General features: G+C 62.5%; 15 protein-coding genes. 9 read left to right on the top strand and 6 right to left on the bottom strand.

The genetic code is table 11. The features are described 5' to 3' along the window. Positions 1-10: 10 nt before the first annotated feature. The gene (locus tag FS665_RS08620; RefSeq protein ID WP_145186274.1) at positions 11-871 is read right to left on the bottom strand and encodes a DUF6279 family lipoprotein; all 861 of its coding nucleotides are present in this window, start codon (positions 869-871) and stop codon (positions 11-13) included. A 131-nt stretch (positions 872-1,002) separates the two neighbouring features. On the opposite strand from FS665_RS08620, the gene FS665_RS08625 reads away from it, so the two are divergent. Then, positions 1,003-1,839 carry a S1 RNA-binding domain-containing protein gene (locus tag FS665_RS08625; protein ID WP_145186277.1) on the top strand — a complete coding sequence of 279 codons (837 nt, stop codon included), beginning with the start codon at positions 1,003-1,005 and terminating at the stop codon, positions 1,837-1,839. Here FS665_RS08625 and FS665_RS08630 read toward each other — a convergent pair whose 3' ends face one another. Further along, the gene (locus tag FS665_RS08630) at positions 1,840-2,220 is read right to left on the bottom strand and encodes a hypothetical protein (RefSeq protein WP_145186280.1); all 381 of its coding nucleotides are present in this window, start codon (positions 2,218-2,220) and stop codon (positions 1,840-1,842) included. Positions 2,221-2,448: 228 nt separating this feature from the next. On the opposite strand from FS665_RS08630, the gene FS665_RS08635 reads away from it, so the two are divergent. The 3 genes from FS665_RS08635 (at position 2,449) to def (ending at position 4,253) form a co-directional block, all read left to right on the top strand. Continuing rightward, on the top strand, positions 2,449-2,628 hold the full coding sequence (locus FS665_RS08635) for a CsbD family protein (RefSeq protein WP_145186283.1): 180 nt from the start codon (positions 2,449-2,451) through the stop codon (positions 2,626-2,628). A 138-nt stretch (positions 2,629-2,766) separates the two neighbouring features. Next, positions 2,767-3,720, top strand: coding sequence for a YihY/virulence factor BrkB family protein (locus FS665_RS08640; protein WP_145186286.1), 954 nt, complete (start codon positions 2,767-2,769; stop codon positions 3,718-3,720). Beyond that, entirely contained in the window at positions 3,717-4,253 is a 537-nt protein-coding gene (gene def, locus FS665_RS08645; protein WP_145186288.1) for a peptide deformylase, read from the top strand. The genes FS665_RS08640 and def overlap by 4 nt, the downstream gene beginning before the upstream one ends. Here the strand turns inward: def and FS665_RS08650 are convergent. Continuing rightward, complete coding sequence (locus tag FS665_RS08650) at positions 4,208-4,657, bottom strand: GNAT family N-acetyltransferase (protein ID WP_145186291.1); 450 nt, start codon at positions 4,655-4,657, stop codon at positions 4,208-4,210. The two genes, def and FS665_RS08650, sit on opposite strands and share 46 nt — an antisense overlap. Positions 4,658-4,932: 275 nt before the next feature. On the opposite strand from FS665_RS08650, the gene FS665_RS08655 reads away from it, so the two are divergent. Together FS665_RS08655 and FS665_RS08660 are read left to right on the top strand one after the other, a co-directional pair. Continuing rightward, positions 4,933-5,190, top strand: a complete 258-nt coding sequence (locus FS665_RS08655; protein ID WP_145186294.1) for a DUF2790 domain-containing protein — start codon at positions 4,933-4,935, stop codon at positions 5,188-5,190. Between the two features lie 110 nt (positions 5,191-5,300). Further along, positions 5,301-6,257: a threonine dehydratase gene (locus FS665_RS08660; RefSeq protein ID WP_145186297.1), complete on the top strand. Its 957-nt coding sequence runs from the start codon at positions 5,301-5,303 to the stop codon at positions 6,255-6,257. Between the two features lie 13 nt (positions 6,258-6,270). Here FS665_RS08660 and FS665_RS08665 read toward each other — a convergent pair whose 3' ends face one another. Continuing rightward, positions 6,271-6,741 (bottom strand): MaoC family dehydratase, encoded by a 471-nt coding sequence (locus FS665_RS08665; RefSeq protein ID WP_145186300.1) that lies wholly within the window; start codon positions 6,739-6,741, stop codon positions 6,271-6,273. A 305-nt stretch (positions 6,742-7,046) separates the two neighbouring features. Here FS665_RS08665 and fadD2 point away from each other — a divergent pair, with 305 nt between their 5' ends. Further along, complete coding sequence (gene fadD2 / locus FS665_RS08670; RefSeq protein WP_145186303.1) at positions 7,047-8,735, top strand: long-chain-fatty-acid--CoA ligase FadD2; 1,689 nt, start codon at positions 7,047-7,049, stop codon at positions 8,733-8,735. A gap of 300 nt (positions 8,736-9,035) precedes the next feature. Further along, a complete protein-coding gene (fadD1, locus tag FS665_RS08675; RefSeq protein ID WP_145186306.1) occupies positions 9,036-10,733 on the top strand; it encodes a long-chain-fatty-acid--CoA ligase FadD1 in 1,698 nt (565 codons plus the stop codon). A gap of 66 nt (positions 10,734-10,799) precedes the next feature. Here the strand turns inward: fadD1 and FS665_RS08680 are convergent, their stop codons facing one another. Next, positions 10,800-12,107, bottom strand: coding sequence for an FAD-binding oxidoreductase (locus FS665_RS08680; protein ID WP_145186309.1), 1,308 nt, complete (start codon positions 12,105-12,107; stop codon positions 10,800-10,802). Between the two features lie 29 nt (positions 12,108-12,136). After that, a complete protein-coding gene (locus FS665_RS08685; protein ID WP_145186312.1) occupies positions 12,137-13,501 on the bottom strand; it encodes a glutamine synthetase family protein in 1,365 nt (454 codons plus the stop codon). Positions 13,502-13,957: 456 nt separating this feature from the next. Between FS665_RS08685 and hrpA the strand changes: the two genes are divergently transcribed. Further along, the gene (hrpA, locus tag FS665_RS08690) at positions 13,958-17,863 is read left to right on the top strand and encodes an ATP-dependent RNA helicase HrpA (RefSeq protein WP_145186315.1); all 3,906 of its coding nucleotides are present in this window, start codon (positions 13,958-13,960) and stop codon (positions 17,861-17,863) included. Positions 17,864-18,019: the final 156 nt, after the last annotated feature.

Here is an 18,019-nt window from a genome sequence, read left to right on the forward strand (position 1 = left end):
CCTACGCGTATCAGCCATTGAGGCACTTGAGCTGGCTGAACTGGCTGCGCACCTTGGCCAGGCGCTGGAGCAGATAGTCACGCTGTGCCGGGGTGCTCGATTGCACCAGGTCGATCAGCAAGCTGCGGGCCTGCTGCTCGGTGTTGTGAAAGGCCGCGCGGTAGGCAGGGGTCCACAGGCTTTCCTTGTGCTGCAACAAGGTCGCCATGCGGCCGTCGAAGCTTGGGTCGTTGCGCTGCGCCATTGCCAACAGCAACTGTTGCTGCCAGTGTTGGCGATTGGCGATCCATTCGCGGTTCTGCTCACCCAGCGCTTGCGACCACGCCTGCACCCGTTGGCGTTGCGCCGGGCTAAGCTCGCCGAACCAGCTGCTCAGACGTTTTTCCATGCGTTCGGCGCGCCGCTCGATCTGCTTGGGCAGCGGGGTATCGACGTATTTCTTCTGCCGCTCAGCGATGTCTTCGGCAAAGGCTTCGCGCATTTCCGATACTTGCGGATCACTCATGCCGCGCAGCAGCTCGATGGCCGAGGGCGTGATCGCTGCGGCGACCCGGCCGATCGCCTCACGCGCTTCGACGGTGCGCTGCCGCAGGGCCTGGTCGGTCACCTGGTCCTGGGCGACCATGTCGCGGATGCGGTCGAGCCACTCGAGATAACCCGGCAGTTGGGTTTTGCAGTGCCATGCCAGGTGCTGTTTGAGCCGTTCGTCGAGCAGCGTCTTCTGCTCGCGGTTCATGGCCAGGTAGTCGTCGAGCGACCACGGCACCAGTCGGTCAAGGTTGCGATAGGCCAGGTCCATGCGGCTGCAGGCGTTCAGTGCCAGGGCGCAGGCGATGAGGACGAGCAGCGTTTTGGACAGGCGTGCGAGCATGTGCGGGTCCTTGCAATGGCTGGCCAGTCGGTAGACGCGAGAGGGCGCCCAGCGGTTCCACCCAATCAGCGACCGGGCAGTGCGGTGGCTTCAGGTGTAGAATAGTCGCCTTGTCACGAGGAACATCGGAAATGGCTCTGCTTGGGCGTTACAACAGTTTGCAAATCGTTAAACACGTGGAATTCGGCCTGTACCTGGACGGCGGCGCCGATGGCGAGATTCTGCTGCCGGGGCGCTACATCCCAAAGGACGCAGAAACCGAAATCGACGATTGGGTGAACGTGTTCATCTACCTGGACAGCGAAGACCAGCTGATCGCCACCACCGAAAAGCCCAAGCTGCAGGTCGGTGAGTTCGCCAGTCTCAAGGTCAAGGATATCAATGGCGCCGGTATCTTCCTCGACTGGGGCCTGTCCAAGGACTTGCTGATGCCTTATTCCGAAGAAGCGCGGCCGCTGAAGATTGGCGATTACTGCGTGGTGCACGCTTACCTGGACAAACGCACCCGGCGCATCACCGCCACTTCGCGCCTGGACCGCTACCTCGACCTAAGCCCGGCCAACTACCAGGTCGGCCAGCCGGTGCAATTGCTGGTGGCCGGCGAGACACCCATGGGCTTCAAGGCCATCATCAACAACCGCCACTGGGGCTTGATCCACAAGAACGAGGTGTTCAAGTTCCTGCGTTCAGGCATGCACGTCGATGGCTTCATCAAGGAGCTGCGGCACGACGGCAAGATCTCCCTGAGCCTGCAGCCGATCGGCAAGGCCCTGGGTGACGAGCTTCAGGAGCGCATCATGACGCGCCTGGAGGCCGATGGTGGCGTGCTGGCAGTGAGCGACAAAAGCGCGCCAGAGGTGATCAGCCAGCTGTTCAACGTCAGCAAGGGCAACTTCAAGAAAGCCATTGGTGGCTTGTTCAAGCAGGGCCGCATCGTCATCCATGACGATCGCATCGAGAAAGCCTGATCAGCGCTGCACGAAGGTGGTGAAGTCCAGTTGCTCGCCACCTGGGCGCGTATCGCGCAGCAGTGAGTCGCGGTCCGCGCTCAATGCCAGGCTGATGGTCGAGCGGCGCTTGCCGGGGTTACGCACCTCCATCTGTTCCTGATGGGCGCGCAGAAAGTTGACCGGCACCTTCAAATGCTGCAGCTCGTCACCTTCAGGCGTATGCAGCAGCAGGTTGACCCAGTCGGGCTGGCCTTTGCGCAGCAGCGCCACCGGTACGTCGAACCACCACAGGTTGCGCTTGCGGTCGAGAATGGCGAACAGGGTGTTGGCGCTGGTGAGCACTGGATTGGCCAGCGCCTGATTGCGGCGGGCGATGGCAGCGGGTTTATCGAGTTTCATGCAGGTTCCTGCGGGTTGACGCTTGATTAGGCGTGCATTGTGCGGGCTTGCACCAAGGCCGGCAACACATGCCGCCGTCCTGTGCAGCAAGCCCAGCGGATTACCGTAGAAAACCCGTTGGCGAGAACCGTTTGGCTTGTTCGAAAAAAATCGATGAAACTCCTGCATCAAGCGGCGGGTCCACCTACTGTCGACACAGTTACGTGTCCCCTTTGCAGGAGATTTGCCATGAGCGGCACCAAAGACAAGATCAAAGGTATGGCCAATGAAGCAGTCGGCAACGTCAAGCAAGGCGTCGGCAAAGTGACCGACAACGACAAGCTGCGTGCCGAAGGCAAAGCCCAGGAAATCAAGGGTGAAGGCCAGCAGGTCAAAGGTGATGTGAAAGACGCTGTGAAGAAGCCATGATCCATGCTCACCCGCACCGGTGCCGCCGGTGCGGGTGAGTCGATTTCGCTTCAGGCATGGCTGGGATCAGTGCAGCGCCGTCAGGGTCTAGTAGACTTGCTCGTTGTACTCAAGAATCAAGCGGCGAAAGGAGACGCTATGATTTTCCCCGCTCTGCAGGGCCTGCCTCTGCACCGCGTGCTGATACGCACCGTCAAAGAGTTCGTCGACGATGAGATGTCGACCTACGCCTCGGCACTGGCTTACCAGATGCTGTTCTCGTTGTTCCCCTTCCTGTTGTTCCTGATCGCCTTGATCGGTTTCTTGCATCTCCCCGATTTCTTCTCCTGGTTGCGCCTGCAATCGGAGCTGGTATTGCCCCCGCAAGCGCTGGATCTGGTCAACCCGGTGATCGACCAGCTGCAGCAGTCCAAGGGCGGCCTGCTGTCGATTGGTATCGTCATCGCCCTGTGGACGGCGTCGGCGGGCGTGCGCTTGATGATGAGCGCCATGAACGCGGCCTACGACGTCACCGAAGGCCGGCCTGTGTGGAAGCTCTTTCCGTTGTCGATCGTCTATACCATCGGCATTGCCGGCATGCTGTTGGTGTCAGCCGCGCTGATGGTGCTCGGGCCGCAGGTCATGGAATGGATCGCCGCCCAGGTTGGCCTCGAAGAAATGATCGTGGTGGTCTGGACCATCCTGCGCTGGCCGGCGATCATCCTGTTGATGATGGTGGCGGTGGCGCTGATGTACTACGTGATGCCTGACGTCAAACAGAAATTCCGTTTCATCACCCCGGGCTCGGTACTGGCGGTGGTGGTGTGGATCATCGCTTCACTGGGCTTTGCCTATTACGTCAAGACCTTCGCCGACTACAACGCCATGTATGGCAGCATCGGTGCGATCATCGTGCTGCTGCTGTACTTCTACATTTCGGCGGCAGTGCTGCTGCTCGGCGCTGAAATGAACGCGGTGATCGAGCACATGTCGGCCGAAGGCAAGGACCCGGGCGAGAAAGACTTCGAAGACGAACCGGCGAAACAGACCCACACCGTGCTCGGGCATGAGCGTCCGGTCGAGCCGCAGCCCACCGAGCCACAGCCACGATGATCCGCGACATCATCAAAATGGGCGATGAACGCTTGCTGCGCATTGCCCAGGCGGTGCCCGACGCCATGTTCGGTTCTGCCCAGTTGCAGCAGATCATCGACGATATGTTCGAGACCATGCACCACGTGGGCGGGGTGGGGCTTGCAGCTCCACAGGTCGGCATCGATCTGCAGCTGGTGATCTTTGGCTTCGAGCGCAGCGAGCGCTATCCCGACGCCGAGCCGGTGCCCCAGACCATCTTGCTCAACCCCGTGATTACAGCGCTTAACAGCGAAATCGAGGAAGGCTGGGAAGGGTGTCTGTCCGTGCCAGGTTTGCGCGGCGTAGTGCCGCGCTTCAAGCATATCCGCTACGAAGGCGTCGATCCGCAGGGCCAGGCAATCAACCGTTTTGCCGACGGTTTCCATGCCCGGGTAGTGCAGCATGAGTGCGACCATTTGATCGGCCGCTTGTACCCATCGCGCATTCAGGACTTCGCCAAGTTCGGTTATACCGACGTGCTGTTCCCGGGGCTTGAAAGCAGCGACGACTGAGCGCGGACCATGGCGAGCAATGGCTTGCTGCGCAGGTAGCGCTGCAGGCGCGATGCCAGGGCTTCAGGCAGGTGCGGGGTGCTGTTGAACCCCAGCCTTTGGTAGTACGCCAAAAGCTGCGGCTGGCAGAACAGCCAGGTCGGGCCGTGGTGAGCTGCCAGGGCAGCCTCGACCAGCTGCGCGGCGATACCTCCCCTACGCTGCGCTGGCGCCACGAAAAGCCCAGTCAACCAGTGCCCATCGGCGATCGGCGTCAGGCACAGACCAGCAACGATCTGCGGGCTGCGGGCGACCCAGCACTGCCCATCATTGGCAGGGCGCATGCGTGAGCCGTGTTGCTTGTAGAAGTGCTCGAGCAGTCGCCGCTCCGGGCCTGTGAGAAGGGTGCAGCGCAGATTGGTCATGCTCATCGTGCCCTGTGAGTCCAAGCGATCATCGTTCATGAGCGGCAGCCGCTGCGCTTTGTCGCAGACTGTTGCAAATTCTGCAAGGGTGAATATCCCACTTCAGGGTTCAACTATTGCCGGCCAAGCGTAGAATTTTAACCATTCCCCTGGCAGTACGATGAAGCGGGATCGGTACTTCGTGTCATCTCTTTGCGGTTGATGACAACTTCTCCGCGCCAGTGACGGCATTAGAAGTCTTGCGATCAGCTCGATAGATTTGAAGGCTATAACACATGAAATCACTACTGATTCTTGCATTGGTCGGTGTGTCCTCGTTCGCGCTCGCCGACGAGGCCAAGTCAGTACCGGGCGCACCTGCGGCCCAGCAGTACGACTACTCCATGAACCTTGACATCAAGCGGGTGATCAACCTGTCGACCATCCCCAATGTGTGTGAAGTGGTTCCTGCCACGATGACCTATGAAGACCATCAGGGCCAGGTGCACACCATTCAATACCGGGCCATGGGCGAAGGCTGTCAACAGGGCTGATGGGCCAGGGCCCTGGCACCGCGTTGAGGCGCTGACAGGGCCCGCACGTTTACCTGCACCCACCAAGGCGATTAGGATCGGTATGTACCCTACCGACAAGGACAATCGTCATGTTCGACCTCGCCGCCCTGCGCGAAGCCGCCGCTTTCGTACACCAGCACGTCCCGCCAACGCCGCAGCGAATCTGGCCACTGCTTGCCCAGAAGGCTGGCTGCGAGGTCTGGGTCAAGCACGAAAACCACAACCCGACCGGCGCCTTCAAGGTCCGTGGAGGGCTGGTCTACGTGCGCTCGCTGCTGGCCGCAGGCAAGCCGCCGCGCGGCCTGGTCACCGCCACCCGCGGCAATCATGGCCAGAGCATGGCGCTCGCTGCCAGCCAGGCCGGCGTGCCACTGGTGATCGTGGTGCCTGAGGGCAACTCCCGAGAAAAGAACGCCGCCATGCGCGCGCTGGGCGCCGAATTGGTCGAGCACGGTGTCGATTTCGACGTCGCCCGCGAAGAGGCCGCGCGCCTGGCGCAGCAGCTGGGCTATGACATGGTGCCGTCGTTTCACCCGGAGCTGGTGCGCGGCGTGGCTACCTATGCGCTGGAGCTGTTCGATGCGGTGGCTGCACTCGATTGCGTGTACGTGCCCATCGGCATGGGATCGGGCATCTGCGGCTTGATTCAGGCGCGCAACCTGTTGGGGCTGGAGACCGAGATCGTCGGCGTCGTCTCCAGCGCTGCCGACGCCTATGCGCAGAGCTTCGAGCAGGGGCGCATCGTTACCACTGCCAGCGCCGACACCTTCGCCGACGGTATGGCGTGCCGGGTGCCGCACCCTGAGGCGTTCGCCGTGGTGCACGAGCACGCCGCTCGCATCGTGCGGGTCAGCGACAGTGAGATTGCCCAGGCCATGCGCCTGTATCACGAAACCACTCACAATACTGCCGAAGGCGCCGGCGCCGCAGCGCTGGCGGCCTTGTTGCAGGAGCGCGAACGCCAGGCTGGCAAGCGCGTGGCGGTGATCCTGAGTGGTGCCAACGTGGACCGCGAGCGCTACGCGCAGGTGCTGGCCGGCGAATGAGCCGGCAACGCCATCAGCTGGCGATGAAGTTCGGTGGTGATACCAGCTCGACCGTCTGCTGTTTGCGTGGCGCAAGGATCTCGGCCTCGCCTTCGACCACCAGTTCGTCGTTCTGGTTGTAGACGTTGGTGGCGATGCGGACTTTGAATTTCGGCAGTTTTTCGAGAATTTCCAGGCGCACGGTCAGGGTGTCACCGATCTTCACCGGCTTCTGGAAGCTCATCTTCTGGCCCAGGTAGATGGTCCCGGGGCCGGGCAGGGTGCAGGCCACCGCAGCGCTGATCAAGGCACCGCTGAACATGCCGTGGGCAATCCGCTCGCGGAACATGCTCTTGGCAGCGAACTCGGCGTCCAGGTGCACTGGGTTATGGTCACCGGACATGGCGGCGAACAGCTGGATGTCGCGTTCTGCGACGGATTTTTCGTAAGTGGCCTTCTGGCCGACTTGCAGAGCTTCGTAAGGCGTGTTGCTGACCTGGGTCATCTAGGCTTCCTTGAACGGGCGGCGGGGCGCCCGGTAACGGTTCGATTCGGGTGCCGTGCGCGCGGGGCGCCGGCCTGATGGGTGAGACGCTTGCCCAGTGGCGGCGCATCACATTGCTCGTCGGACAGTGTATGGGCAGCCGGTGAAATTGCGCCAAGGGCAGAAATAAGATTCACAATGTTAATGGCAGCGCTTGGCGTATAGGCCACCTCGGGCTTACCTGCTAACGTCGGTTCAACGCCTGTTTGCCGTCAGGCAACCAGGACAAGGACTCAGTGCAGGCGCAGGCAGAGGAACAATAATAAATGCAAGCCGACTTCTGGAACGACAAACGCCCCGCGGGCGTGCCTTCCACCATCGATATTCACGCATACGCTTCGGTCGTCGAGGTCTTCGAGCGCTCCTGCAAGCGCTTTGCCGACCGTCCGGCGTTCAGCAACCTTGGCGTCACCCTGACCTACGCCGAACTCGAGCGCCACTCGGCGGCCTTTGCCGCCTGGCTGCAGCAGCACACCGACCTCAAGCCGGGTGATCGCATCGCGGTGCAGATGCCCAATGTGCTGCAGTACCCCATCGCGGTGTTCGGCGCCCTGCGTGCCGGGCTGATCGTGGTCAATACCAACCCGCTGTACACCGAGCGCGAGATGCGCCACCAGTTCAAGGACTCCGGAGCGCGTGCGCTGGTGTACCTGAACATGTTCGGCAAGCGGGTGCAGGAGGTGTTGCCCGACACCGGCATCGAGTACCTGATCGAAGCGAAGATGGGCGACCTGCTGCCCGCGGCAAAGGGCTGGTTGGTCAACACCGTGGTCGACAAGCTCAAGAAGATGGTCCCGGCCTACCATCTACCCCAGGCCCATGCCTTCAAGCACGTGCTGCGCGCAGGTAGCAGCCTCACCGCGCAATCCGTTGCGCTAACGCTGGATGACATCGCAGTGCTGCAGTACACCGGCGGCACCACGGGCCTGGCCAAGGGCGCCATGCTCACCCACGCCAACCTGGTGGCCAACATGCTGCAGGTGCTGGCCTGCTTTTCCCAGCATGGCCCTGATGGCCAGCAACTGATCAAGGAAGGTCAGGAGGTCATGATTGCGCCGTTGCCGCTGTACCACATCTATGCCTTCACCGCGAACTGCATGTGCATGATGGTCACCGGCAATCACAACGTGCTGATCACCAATCCGCGTGACATACCAGGCTTCATCAAAGAGCTGGGCAAGTGGCGGTTTTCCGCGCTGCTGGGCTTGAACACCCTGTTTGTCGCGCTGATGGACCATCCAGGTTTTCGCCAGCTCGACTTCTCGGCGCTGAAAGTGACCAACTCCGGCGGCACCGCGCTGGTCAAGGCCACCGCCGAACGCTGGGAGCAGTTGACGGGCTGCCGCATCGTCGAGGGCTATGGCCTGACCGAGACGTCCCCGGTCGCCAGCACCAACCCCTACGGCTCACTGGCGCGGCTGGGCACGGTGGGTATCCCGGTGGCTGGCACGGCATTCAAGGTCATCGACGATGACGGCAACGCGCTGCCGCTGGGCGAGCGCGGTGAACTGTGCATCAAGGGGCCGCAGGTCATGAAAGGCTACTGGCAGCAACCTGAAGCCACTGCGCAGGCGCTGGATGCCGAGGGCTGGTTCAAGACGGGCGATATCGCGGTGATCGACCCGGACGGCTTCACCCGAATCGTCGACCGTAAAAAGGACATGATCATCGTCTCGGGCTTCAATGTGTACCCCAACGAGATCGAAGAGGTCGTCATGGCCCATCCCCAGGTCGCCAGCTGCGCCGCCATCGGTGTCCCGGACGAGCGTTCGGGCGAGGCGGTGAAACTGTTCGTGGTCGCCCGCGAAGGCGGGGTGAGTGTGGAGGACCTGAAAACCTACTGCAAAGCCAACTTCACCGGTTACAAGGTGCCCAAGCACATCGTCGTGCGTGAGTCCCTGCCCATGACCCCGGTTGGCAAGATCCTGCGCCGAGAACTGCGCGACATCGCCTGAAGCGCGCCGCAAAAATCCGGCCGCAAGCTGCAGGAATCAGCGGCACAGCCGCTCTAACGTGCAGCTTGCGGCTGGAAACTCGGAACTTTAAGTTAAATACTCTAAATATGACTTAAAGCGTTCATTGAGTCATTATTGTGACCGCAAAGCCCGCTTTAGGCTCTAGGCGACCCCAATCAAAGCTGTTACTCTCGGCCCGCTTTCAGATGATTCGGTTTGCAACGAGCCGGCATCTCATATCAATAATAAACGCATCGACGCGTAAATCGAACTTCGCTGTTGCTGAAGGAGTGGGCTTCCATGATCGAACATTTTTGGAAGGATAAGTACCCAGCCGGGATTACGGCGGAGATCAATCCTGACGAATTCCCCAACATCCAGGCGGTACTCAAGCAATCCTGCCAACGCTTTGCCGACAAACCGGCCTTTAGCAACCTGGGCAAGACCCTGACCTACGGTGAGCTCTATGCGCTTTCCGGTGCGTTCGCCGCATGGCTGCAACAGCACACCGACCTCAAACCCGGTGATCGGATTGCCGTCCAGCTGCCCAACGTCCTGCAGTACCCGGTAGCAGTCTTCGGTGCCATGCGCGCCGGCCTGATCGTGGTCAACACCAACCCGCTGTACACCGTGCGGGAGATGGAGCACCAATTCAACGACTCTGGTGCCAAGGCCTTGGTATGCCTGGCCAACATGGCGCACCTGGCTGAAAAAGTCGTGCCCAAGACCCAGGTCAAGCACGTCATCGTCACCGAGGTGGCCGACCTGCTGCCGCCGCTCAAGCGCCTGTTGATCAACAGCGTGATCAAGTACGTGAAGAAGATGGTCCCGGCCTACCACCTGCCGCAGGCCGTACGCTTCAACGATACCCTGGCCCTGGGCAAGGGCCAGCCGGTCACCGAAGCCAATCCCCAGGCCAACGATGTCGCCGTGCTGCAATATACCGGCGGCACCACCGGCGTGGCCAAGGGCGCCATGCTGACCCACCGTAACCTGGTCGCCAACATGCTGCAGTGCCGCGCCTTGATGGGCTCGAACTTGCAGGAAGGCTGCGAAATCCTCATCACGCCGCTGCCGCTGTACCACATCTACGCCTTTACCTTCCATTGCATGGCGATGATGCTGATCGGCAACCACAACGTGCTGATCAGCAACCCGCGCGATCTGCCGGCGATGGTCAAGGAACTGGGCAAGTGGAAATTCAGTGGCTTCGTCGGCCTCAACACCTTGTTCGTCGCCTTGTGCAATAACGAGGCGTTCCGCGCCCTGGATTTCTCGGCCTTGAAAATCACCCTGTCAGGCGGCATGGCCTTGCAGCTCAGCGTCGCTGAGCGCTGGAAGAGCGTCACCGGCTGCGCGATCTGCGAAGGCTACGGCATGACCGAAACCAGCCCGGTGGCGGCGGTCAACCCGTCGGAAGCCAACCAGGTCGGAACCATCGGCATCCCCGTGCCCTCGACCTTGTGCAAGGTGATCGACGATGCTGGCAACGAGTTGCCGTTGGGCGAGGTGGGCGAGTTGTGCGTCAAAGGCCCACAAGTGATGAAGGGCTACTGGCAACGCGAGGATGCTACCACTGAGATCCTCGACAGCGAAGGCTGGTTGAAGACTGGTGACATTGCGCTGATTCAGGCCGACGGCTACATGCGGATCGTCGATCGCAAGAAGGACATGATTCTGGTTTCCGGCTTCAACGTGTACCCCAACGAGCTGGAGGATGTACTGGCAGGCTTGCCTGGGGTCCTGCAGTGTGCAGCCATCGGCGTACCGGACGAGAAGTCCGGGGAAGTGATCAAGGTGTTCATCGTGGTCAAGCCAGGCATGACCGTGACCAAAGAGCAGGTGATGGAGCATATGCGCGCCAATGTCACTGGCTACAAGGTGCCACGCTTCATCGAGTTTCGTGATGGCTTGCCGACCACCAACGTCGGCAAGATCCTGCGCCGCGAGCTGCGCGACGAAGAGCTGAAGAAGCAAGGGCTGAAGAAGATCGCCTGATCCACAGGCCTGTACGGTCTGAGTGGGAGCGGCCTCGCCCGGGCGCTCCCACAGCAGCCAATCCGATCAGCGCAGTTTTTCCAGCATCTGGTAGTACCACATTCCCGCGGCCAGCAACGGATTGCCCAGCCAATCCCCCATCGGTACCTGCACATGCTTGCATTGGGCGAAGGTATCGAATTTCTCCAGCGTCCCCGTCAGCGCTTCGGCCATGATTTCGCCCATGATGTGGCTGGTGGCGATGCCATGCCCGGAGTAGCCCTGGCAATACCAGACATTGTCCGAGAGCTTGCCCAATTGCGGGATGCGGTTGACCACGATGCCCATGGCGCAGCTCCATTGAAAGTCGATTGGCACTCCCTTGAGCGCCGGGAAGGTGCGTTCGATGCATGGACGCAGCTCGGCTTCGATGTCGCGTGAATCCTTGCCTGAATAATTGGCGCCGCCGCCGAACAGCAGGCGTTTGTCAGCCGTTAGCCGATAATAGTCGAGCACGAAGCGGCAGTCGTACACCGCCAGGTCCTGCGGGTTGATCTGCGCAGCCAGTTCGCCCAGTGGGGCGGTGGTGACGATACCGCCCATGGCCGGGAATATCTTGCCCTTGAGTTGTTTCTGCTCAAGCTTGTGGTACACATCGCCCGCCAGCATGACCTGACGCGCCTCGACCCGACCGTGGGCGGTGATCACCGCAGGGCGTGGGCCATGGACGATGTCCAGCACCTCGGAGTTCTCGAACAGGAGTGCTCCCAGGGCGTGGGCTGCGCGTGCTTCACCCAGGCACAAGTTCAGCGGGTGCAGGTGCAGGTTGCGCAGGTTCTTCAAGGCGCCCAGGTACAGCGGGCTCTGCAGGTGCTCGGCAACCCCGTTGCGGTCGAGCAATTGCACCTGCTCGCCCATGCCGCGGCGTTCGGCCTCCGCCTGGAATCCGCGTAGCTCGTTCATGTGCGAGGGTTTCATCGCCGCGTGCAAATGGCCGTGCTTGAGGTCGCAGGCAATGCCATAGCGTTGCACGCGCTGCTCGATGATCTGGTGACCGCGCCAGCGCAACTGCCAGATGAAGTCGTCCACCTCACTGCCCAGGCGGCTGCGCATTTGCCCGCGCATGGCCTCGTCGCCGGACAGGCTGCCGGTCACCTGGCCGCCATTGCGGCCGCTGGCGCCCCAGCCGATGCGGTGGGTTTCGATGAGCGCGACCTTCAGGCCCCGCTCGGCCAGCTCCACCGCCGTGGCGATACCGGTGAAGCCGCCACCGATGATGGCCACGTCAGCCTGTACGGTGCCGCGCAGTTGCGGATAGCTGCTGTGGTCGTTCACGGTGGCGCTGTAGTAGGACGATACGCGCTGGGCCGTGGGGTTTTTCGCTGCTGCGTTCATGGGTGTTCCTTGTTCTGAAAAGAGACGGCTCAGGCCTGGTGCAGGTACCAACGCCAGTCCTGTTCGCTGACTTCGGCCATGAACTGGCGGTACTCGGCGCGTTTGACCTTGAGGTAGACGCCCAGAAACGCCTCGCCCAGGGTTTCGCGCGCCCATTCGGAACGCTCGAGGGCCTCGAGCGCGGTCAGCCAGTCGGTCGGCAGGTGCTCGCAGGCTTGGGCGTAGCCATTGCCCTGTACCGCAGGGCCTGGATCGAGTTGCCCGCGAATGCCGCTGTGGCTGGCAGCGAGAATGGCGGCAGCGGCCAGGTAAGGGTTGGCATCGGCGCCGCAGATCCGATGTTCGACATGGCGGCTGCTGGCCGGTCCACCGGGTACGCGCAGGCTGACGGTGCGGTTGTCGACACCCCAGGTCGGCGCCAGCGGTGCATAACTGTTGGCCTGGAAGCGGCGGAAGGAGTTGGCGTTGGGGCAGAACAGCAACAGCGACTCGCGCAGGTGACGCAACATACCGGCCACTGCCTGGCGCAGCAGTGCGGTACCGGCTGGGTCGTCGCTGGCGAACAGGTTGTGGCCGGCGCTATCGGCCAGGCTCAAATGCATGTGCATGCCGGTGCCGGCCAGCTGCGCGAACGGCTTGGCCATGAAGCAGGCCTGCATGCCATGGGCATGGGCCACGCCTTTGACCAGGCGTTTGTAGCGCACCGCCTGGTCCATGGCGGCCAGCGCAGGGCCGTGCTCCAAGGTGATTTCCACCTGGCCGGGCGCGTATTCGGAGATCGCCGTGCGCGCTGGAATGCCCTGGGCCTTGCACGCGGCATACACGTCAGCGAGAAACGGCTCGATCTGCTCCAATTCGCGCAGGCCGTAGACCTGGGTGCTGCGCGGTCGTCCGCCGTCGTTGTCCAGTGCCGGTTGCGGGCGGCCTTGGGCGTCACGCTGCTGGTCGAGCAGGAAGAACTCCAGCTCGCAGGCCATCACCGGGTGGTAACCGTCGGCCTCGAGCGCCGCGATGGTGCGCAGCAACACATGGCGCGGATCGGCGACACTGGCCGGCATGCCTTCACTGGGGTGCATGCTGACCTGCACGGCAGCGGTCGGCACACGCCGCCATGGCAGGCGCACCAGGCTGCCGTGAAGCGGGTAGGCGCGGCAGTCGATATCGCCGACATCCCAGACCAGTCCTGAGTTTTCCACGTCATCGCCATTGAGGGTCAGGCCGAGGATGGTGCTGGGCAGCGGTCGTCCGCTCTCATACACCGCGAGCAGCTCATCGCGGTGCAGCAGCTTGCCACGTGGCACGCCATTGGCGTCGAGGATGAACAGCTCGAACAGTTCGATATCCGGGTGGTGTTCGAGAAAACGGCGGGCGTGTTCCATGGGTGCAAAATGCATGATCTATTCGCTCACAAACGCTCGGAACCTGCGCGTGCGCGCGGTTCACTCGAGACAGGCGGCCAGATGGCGGCCGGAGAATGTCACAGGGGCGGGAGCGAGGCATCCGGCGGGCGTGCATGGCGGCAATGCCACAGGGCCCAGAAGGCGATGATGCGATTGACCAACGGATTTTCACCGGCACGCGACCGAGCCTTCGCCGGCGAAGGGCGTGACACCGGTGGAACGAGGGTCGGGGCGCAAGTCATGCCGTCGATACTCACATGCGGCGTAATGTTGATTAAAGCAGTGAATGGCAACCTTCACGTTGCGCCTGGCTAAACATTCAGCCTGACATGTCGCCGCTCGCCGCGCCCGCCAGCAGCTCCAGCAGAAACCCGGCAAATCTGCGACAATCGCGCATCATTCGAATGCCGATCAGGACATAGCAGGCTCACCTGCACCCTCAAAAGCCCCATGACCGACCAAGCCATCGACAAATTGCTGCAAAACCTCGACCACGCCATGATCGCCGAGCGCCACCGTTTGCGCCGGCAATTGCACGAGCTGCGCAAGCGCCCCGACGAGGCGAAGCTGGCGCAGTGGGTGCAAAAGGTCGAGGCTTCCTTCGCCCAGGTCAGCGCACGACAGAACAGCGTGCCGCCGATCCGCTACGACGACAGCCTGCCGATCGCGGCCAAGCGTGACGAGATCAAAAAGGCGCTGGCCGAGCACCAGGTGCTGGTCATCGCCGGCGAGACCGGTTCCGGCAAGACCACGCAGTTGCCCAAGATCTGCCTGGAAATGGGCCGTGGCAGCCATGGCCTGATCGCCCACACCCAGCCCCGGCGGATCGCCGCGCGCAGCGTGGCCGCGCGGGTTGCCGAAGAACTCGGCACGCCATTGGGGGCGTTGGTCGGTTACCAGGTACGCTTTGAAGACCAAAGCGATGCCAACACCTTGGTCAAGCTGATGACCGACGGTATTCTGCTCGCCGAAACCCAGCATGATCGCTTTCTCGAGCGTTACGACACGATCATCGTCGACGAAGCCCACGAGCGCAGCCTGAACATCGATTTTTTGCTCGGTTACCTGAAGACGCTGCTGCACCGTCGCCCCGAGCTCAAGCTGATCATCACCTCGGCGACCATCGACCTCGAGCGCTTCTCCAAGCACTTCGACAATGCGCCGATCATCGAGGTGTCCGGGCGGACCTTCCCGGTGGAAACCTGGTACCGCCCGCTGACCAGCGAGCAGGACGAGGAGGGCAACCAGGTCGAGGACGATCTCACCATCGACCAGGCCATCCTTGCCACGCTCGACGAAATTGCCCAGCACGAACGCAGCGTTGGCAAAGGGCCGGGCGATGTGCTGGTGTTCCTGCCGGGCGAACGGGAAATTCGCGATGCCGCCGAAATCCTGCGCAAGGCGCAGCTGCGCCATACCGAAATCCTGCCGTTGTATGCACGCCTGTCGCCGGCCGAACAGCAGCGGATTTTCCAGCCTCATCCGGGGCGTCGCGTGGTGCTCGCGACCAACGTTGCGGAAACCTCGCTGACCGTACCGGGCATCCGTTACGTGATCGACAGCGGCACGGCGCGCATCAGCCGCTACAGCTACCGCGCCAAGGTCCAGCGTCTGCCGATCGAGGCGGTGTCCCAGGCCAGTGCCAACCAGCGCAAAGGCCGCTGCGGGCGGGTCGAGCCTGGCATCTGCGTGCGCCTGTACAGTGAAGAGGACTTCAATAGCCGACCAGCCTTCACCGACCCCGAAATCCTGCGGACCAACCTGGCGGCAGTGATCCTGCAGATGCTGCACCTGCGCCTGGGGGCGATCGATGCGTTCCCGTTCATCGAGCCACCAGATGGCAAGGCCATCAGCGACGGCTTCAACCTGCTGCAGGAACTGTCGGCGGTCAATCGGGAAAACCAGCTGACGCCCATTGGTCGCCAGCTCGCGCGCCTGCCGATCGACCCACGCCTGGGGCGCATGCTGCTCGAGGGGGCACGCCTGGGCAGCCTGCAGGAAGTGCTGATCGTCACCAGTGCGCTGTCGGTGCAGGATCCACGCGAACGACCGCCCGAGCGTCAGCAGGCCGCTGACCAGGCGCACGCACAGTGGAAGGACGTGGACTCCGACTTCGCTGCCTTGGTCAACCTGTGGCGCGGTTTCGAGGAGCAGCGCCAAGCGTTGACCGCCAACCCATTGCGCAACTGGTGCCGCAAGCAGTTCCTCAATTACCTGCGCCTGCGCGAGTGGCGCGATGCCCATCGCCAACTGGCGTTGATCTGCCGCGACCTGCAGTTGGCGGTGAACAAGGACGCCTGCGACTACCAGAAAATGCACAAGGCCATCCTCAGTGGCCTGCTCAGCCAGATCGGCCACAAGACCGAGGACGGCGATTATCAAGGTGCCCGCCAGCGCCGCTTCTGGGTCCATCCCTCGTCAGGCTTGGGCCGCAAGCGCCCGCAGTGGGTCATGGCCGCCGAACTGGTCGAGACCACCAAGCTCTACGCGCGCATGGTGGCCAAGATCGAACCGGACTGGATCGAGCCGCTGGCCGGGCATCTGGTCAAGAAGAACCACTTCGAGCCGCACTGGGAGAAAAAACGCGGGCAAGTGGTGGCGTACGAGCAGATCACCTTGTACGGCTTGATCCTGGTCGGTCGCCGGCCGGTGCATTTCGGGCCGATCGATCCGGTCACCTCGCGTGAGCTGTTCATTCGCGAAGGCCTGGTCGGCGGTGAAATACAATCGCGCGCCAAGTGCCTGGCAGCCAACAAGCGCCTGCTCGAAGAGCTCGACGAGCTCGAAGCCAAGGCCCGGCGTCGCGACATCCTGGCCGATGAAGAGACGCTCTACGCCTTCTACGAAGCGCGCCTGCCTGCTGAAATCCACCAGACCGCGACCTTCGATAGCTGGTACCGCATGGGCAGCCAGAAGGACGCCAACCTGCTGATCATGCGCGAAGAGGACGTGCTGGCCCGTGAAGCCAGCGAGGTCACCGCCGCGCAGTACCCCGACAGCCTGCAGGTCGGCGACCTGCGGCTGCCGCTGACCTATCACTTCGAGCCGGGGCATGCCCGCGACGGCGTCACCGTGCGCGTGCCGGCGCCGCTGTTGCCCAGCCTGCCGGGCGAACGCCTGGAATGGCTGGTGCCGGGTTTGCTCGAGGCCAAGTGCATCGCCCTGGTGCGTAACCTGCCCAAGGCCTTGCGCAAGAACTTCGTGCCGGTGCCGGACTTCGTCAAGGCTTCGTTGTCGCGCCTGAGCTTCGGCCAGGGCGCATTGCCTCAGGCGCTGGGCCAGCAATTGCTGCGCATGACCGGCGCGCGCGTGCCCGATGAAGCCTGGGCCGAGGCAGTGGCCCTGTTGGAGGGCCACCTGCGCATGAACATCGAGGTGGTCGACGGTCAGGGCAAGTTCCTCGGCGAAGGGCGCGATCTTGACGCACTCACCGCCCGCTTTGCCGCAGCCAGCCAGGCCGCCCTGGCGGTGCCGCGCGACCAACACAGCGAACAGCCGGTGCAAGCCAAGGCGTTCAGCGAGGTCAAGCAGACCGCTCAGCAGAAGATCGCCGGGCTGTCGATGACCGTCTACCCAGCATTGGTGGAAGAGGGTGGCACCGTGCGTGAGGGGCGTTTCTCGACCCCGGCCGAAGCGCAGTTCCAGCACCGTCGGGCGTTGCAGCGCCTGCTGCTGCAACAGTTGGCCGAGCCTGCCAAGTTCCTGCGCAGCAAACTCCCTGGGCTGACCGAAATGGGCTTGTTGTATCGAGAGCTGGGCCGCGTCGAGGCGTTGGTCGAAGACATTCTGCTGGCCAGCCTTGACAGTTGCATCCTCGATGGCGAAGCCGCCTTGCCGCGCGACGGTGCGGCGCTGGCCGCGCTGGCCGAACGCAAGCGCGGCAGCTGGGCCGAGCATGCCGAGCGCCTGGCGCGCCAGACGCTGGAGGTGCTCAAGCTCTGGCATGGTTTGCAAAAACGCTTCAAGGGCAAGATCGACCTGAGCCAGGCGGTGGCGCTCAATGATATCAAGCAGCAGCTGGCCAACCTGGTGTACCCGGGCTTTGTTCGGGAAACGCCGGCGTCGTGGTTCAAGGAGCTGCCGCGCTACCTCAAGGCCGTGGAGTTGCGCCTCGAGAAGCTCGGCGCCCAGGTGCAGAAAGACCGGGTCTGGAGCGCTGAGCTGAGCACGCTGTGGGCGCAGTACAAGGCGCGCGCCGACAAGCATGCCCAGGAGGGCAAGCGCGATGAGCAACTGACCCTCTACCGCTGGTTGCTGGAAGAATACCGGGTGTCGTTGTTCGCCCAGCAGCTGGGTACCAAGCTGCCGATTTCCGACAAGCGATTGAGCAAACAGTGGAGCCAGGTGGAAGGTTAAACTTCCCCAGTTGTGGCACTATTGGGGCAATTTGGGCCGCATCGCGGCCCATGTGGGCAGGGGCAGCCCACACGCGAGGGATGCCCTCGCGGTCAATCTGGTACTAAAGTGCCATTAGCCTGACCTATTCCCAGCCAGCGCCCTGTGGCGGTGGCC

It is taken from the genome of Pseudomonas sp. URMO17WK12:I11 (assembly GCF_007677725.1).
Classification (GTDB): Bacteria; Pseudomonadota; Gammaproteobacteria; order Pseudomonadales; family Pseudomonadaceae; genus Aquipseudomonas.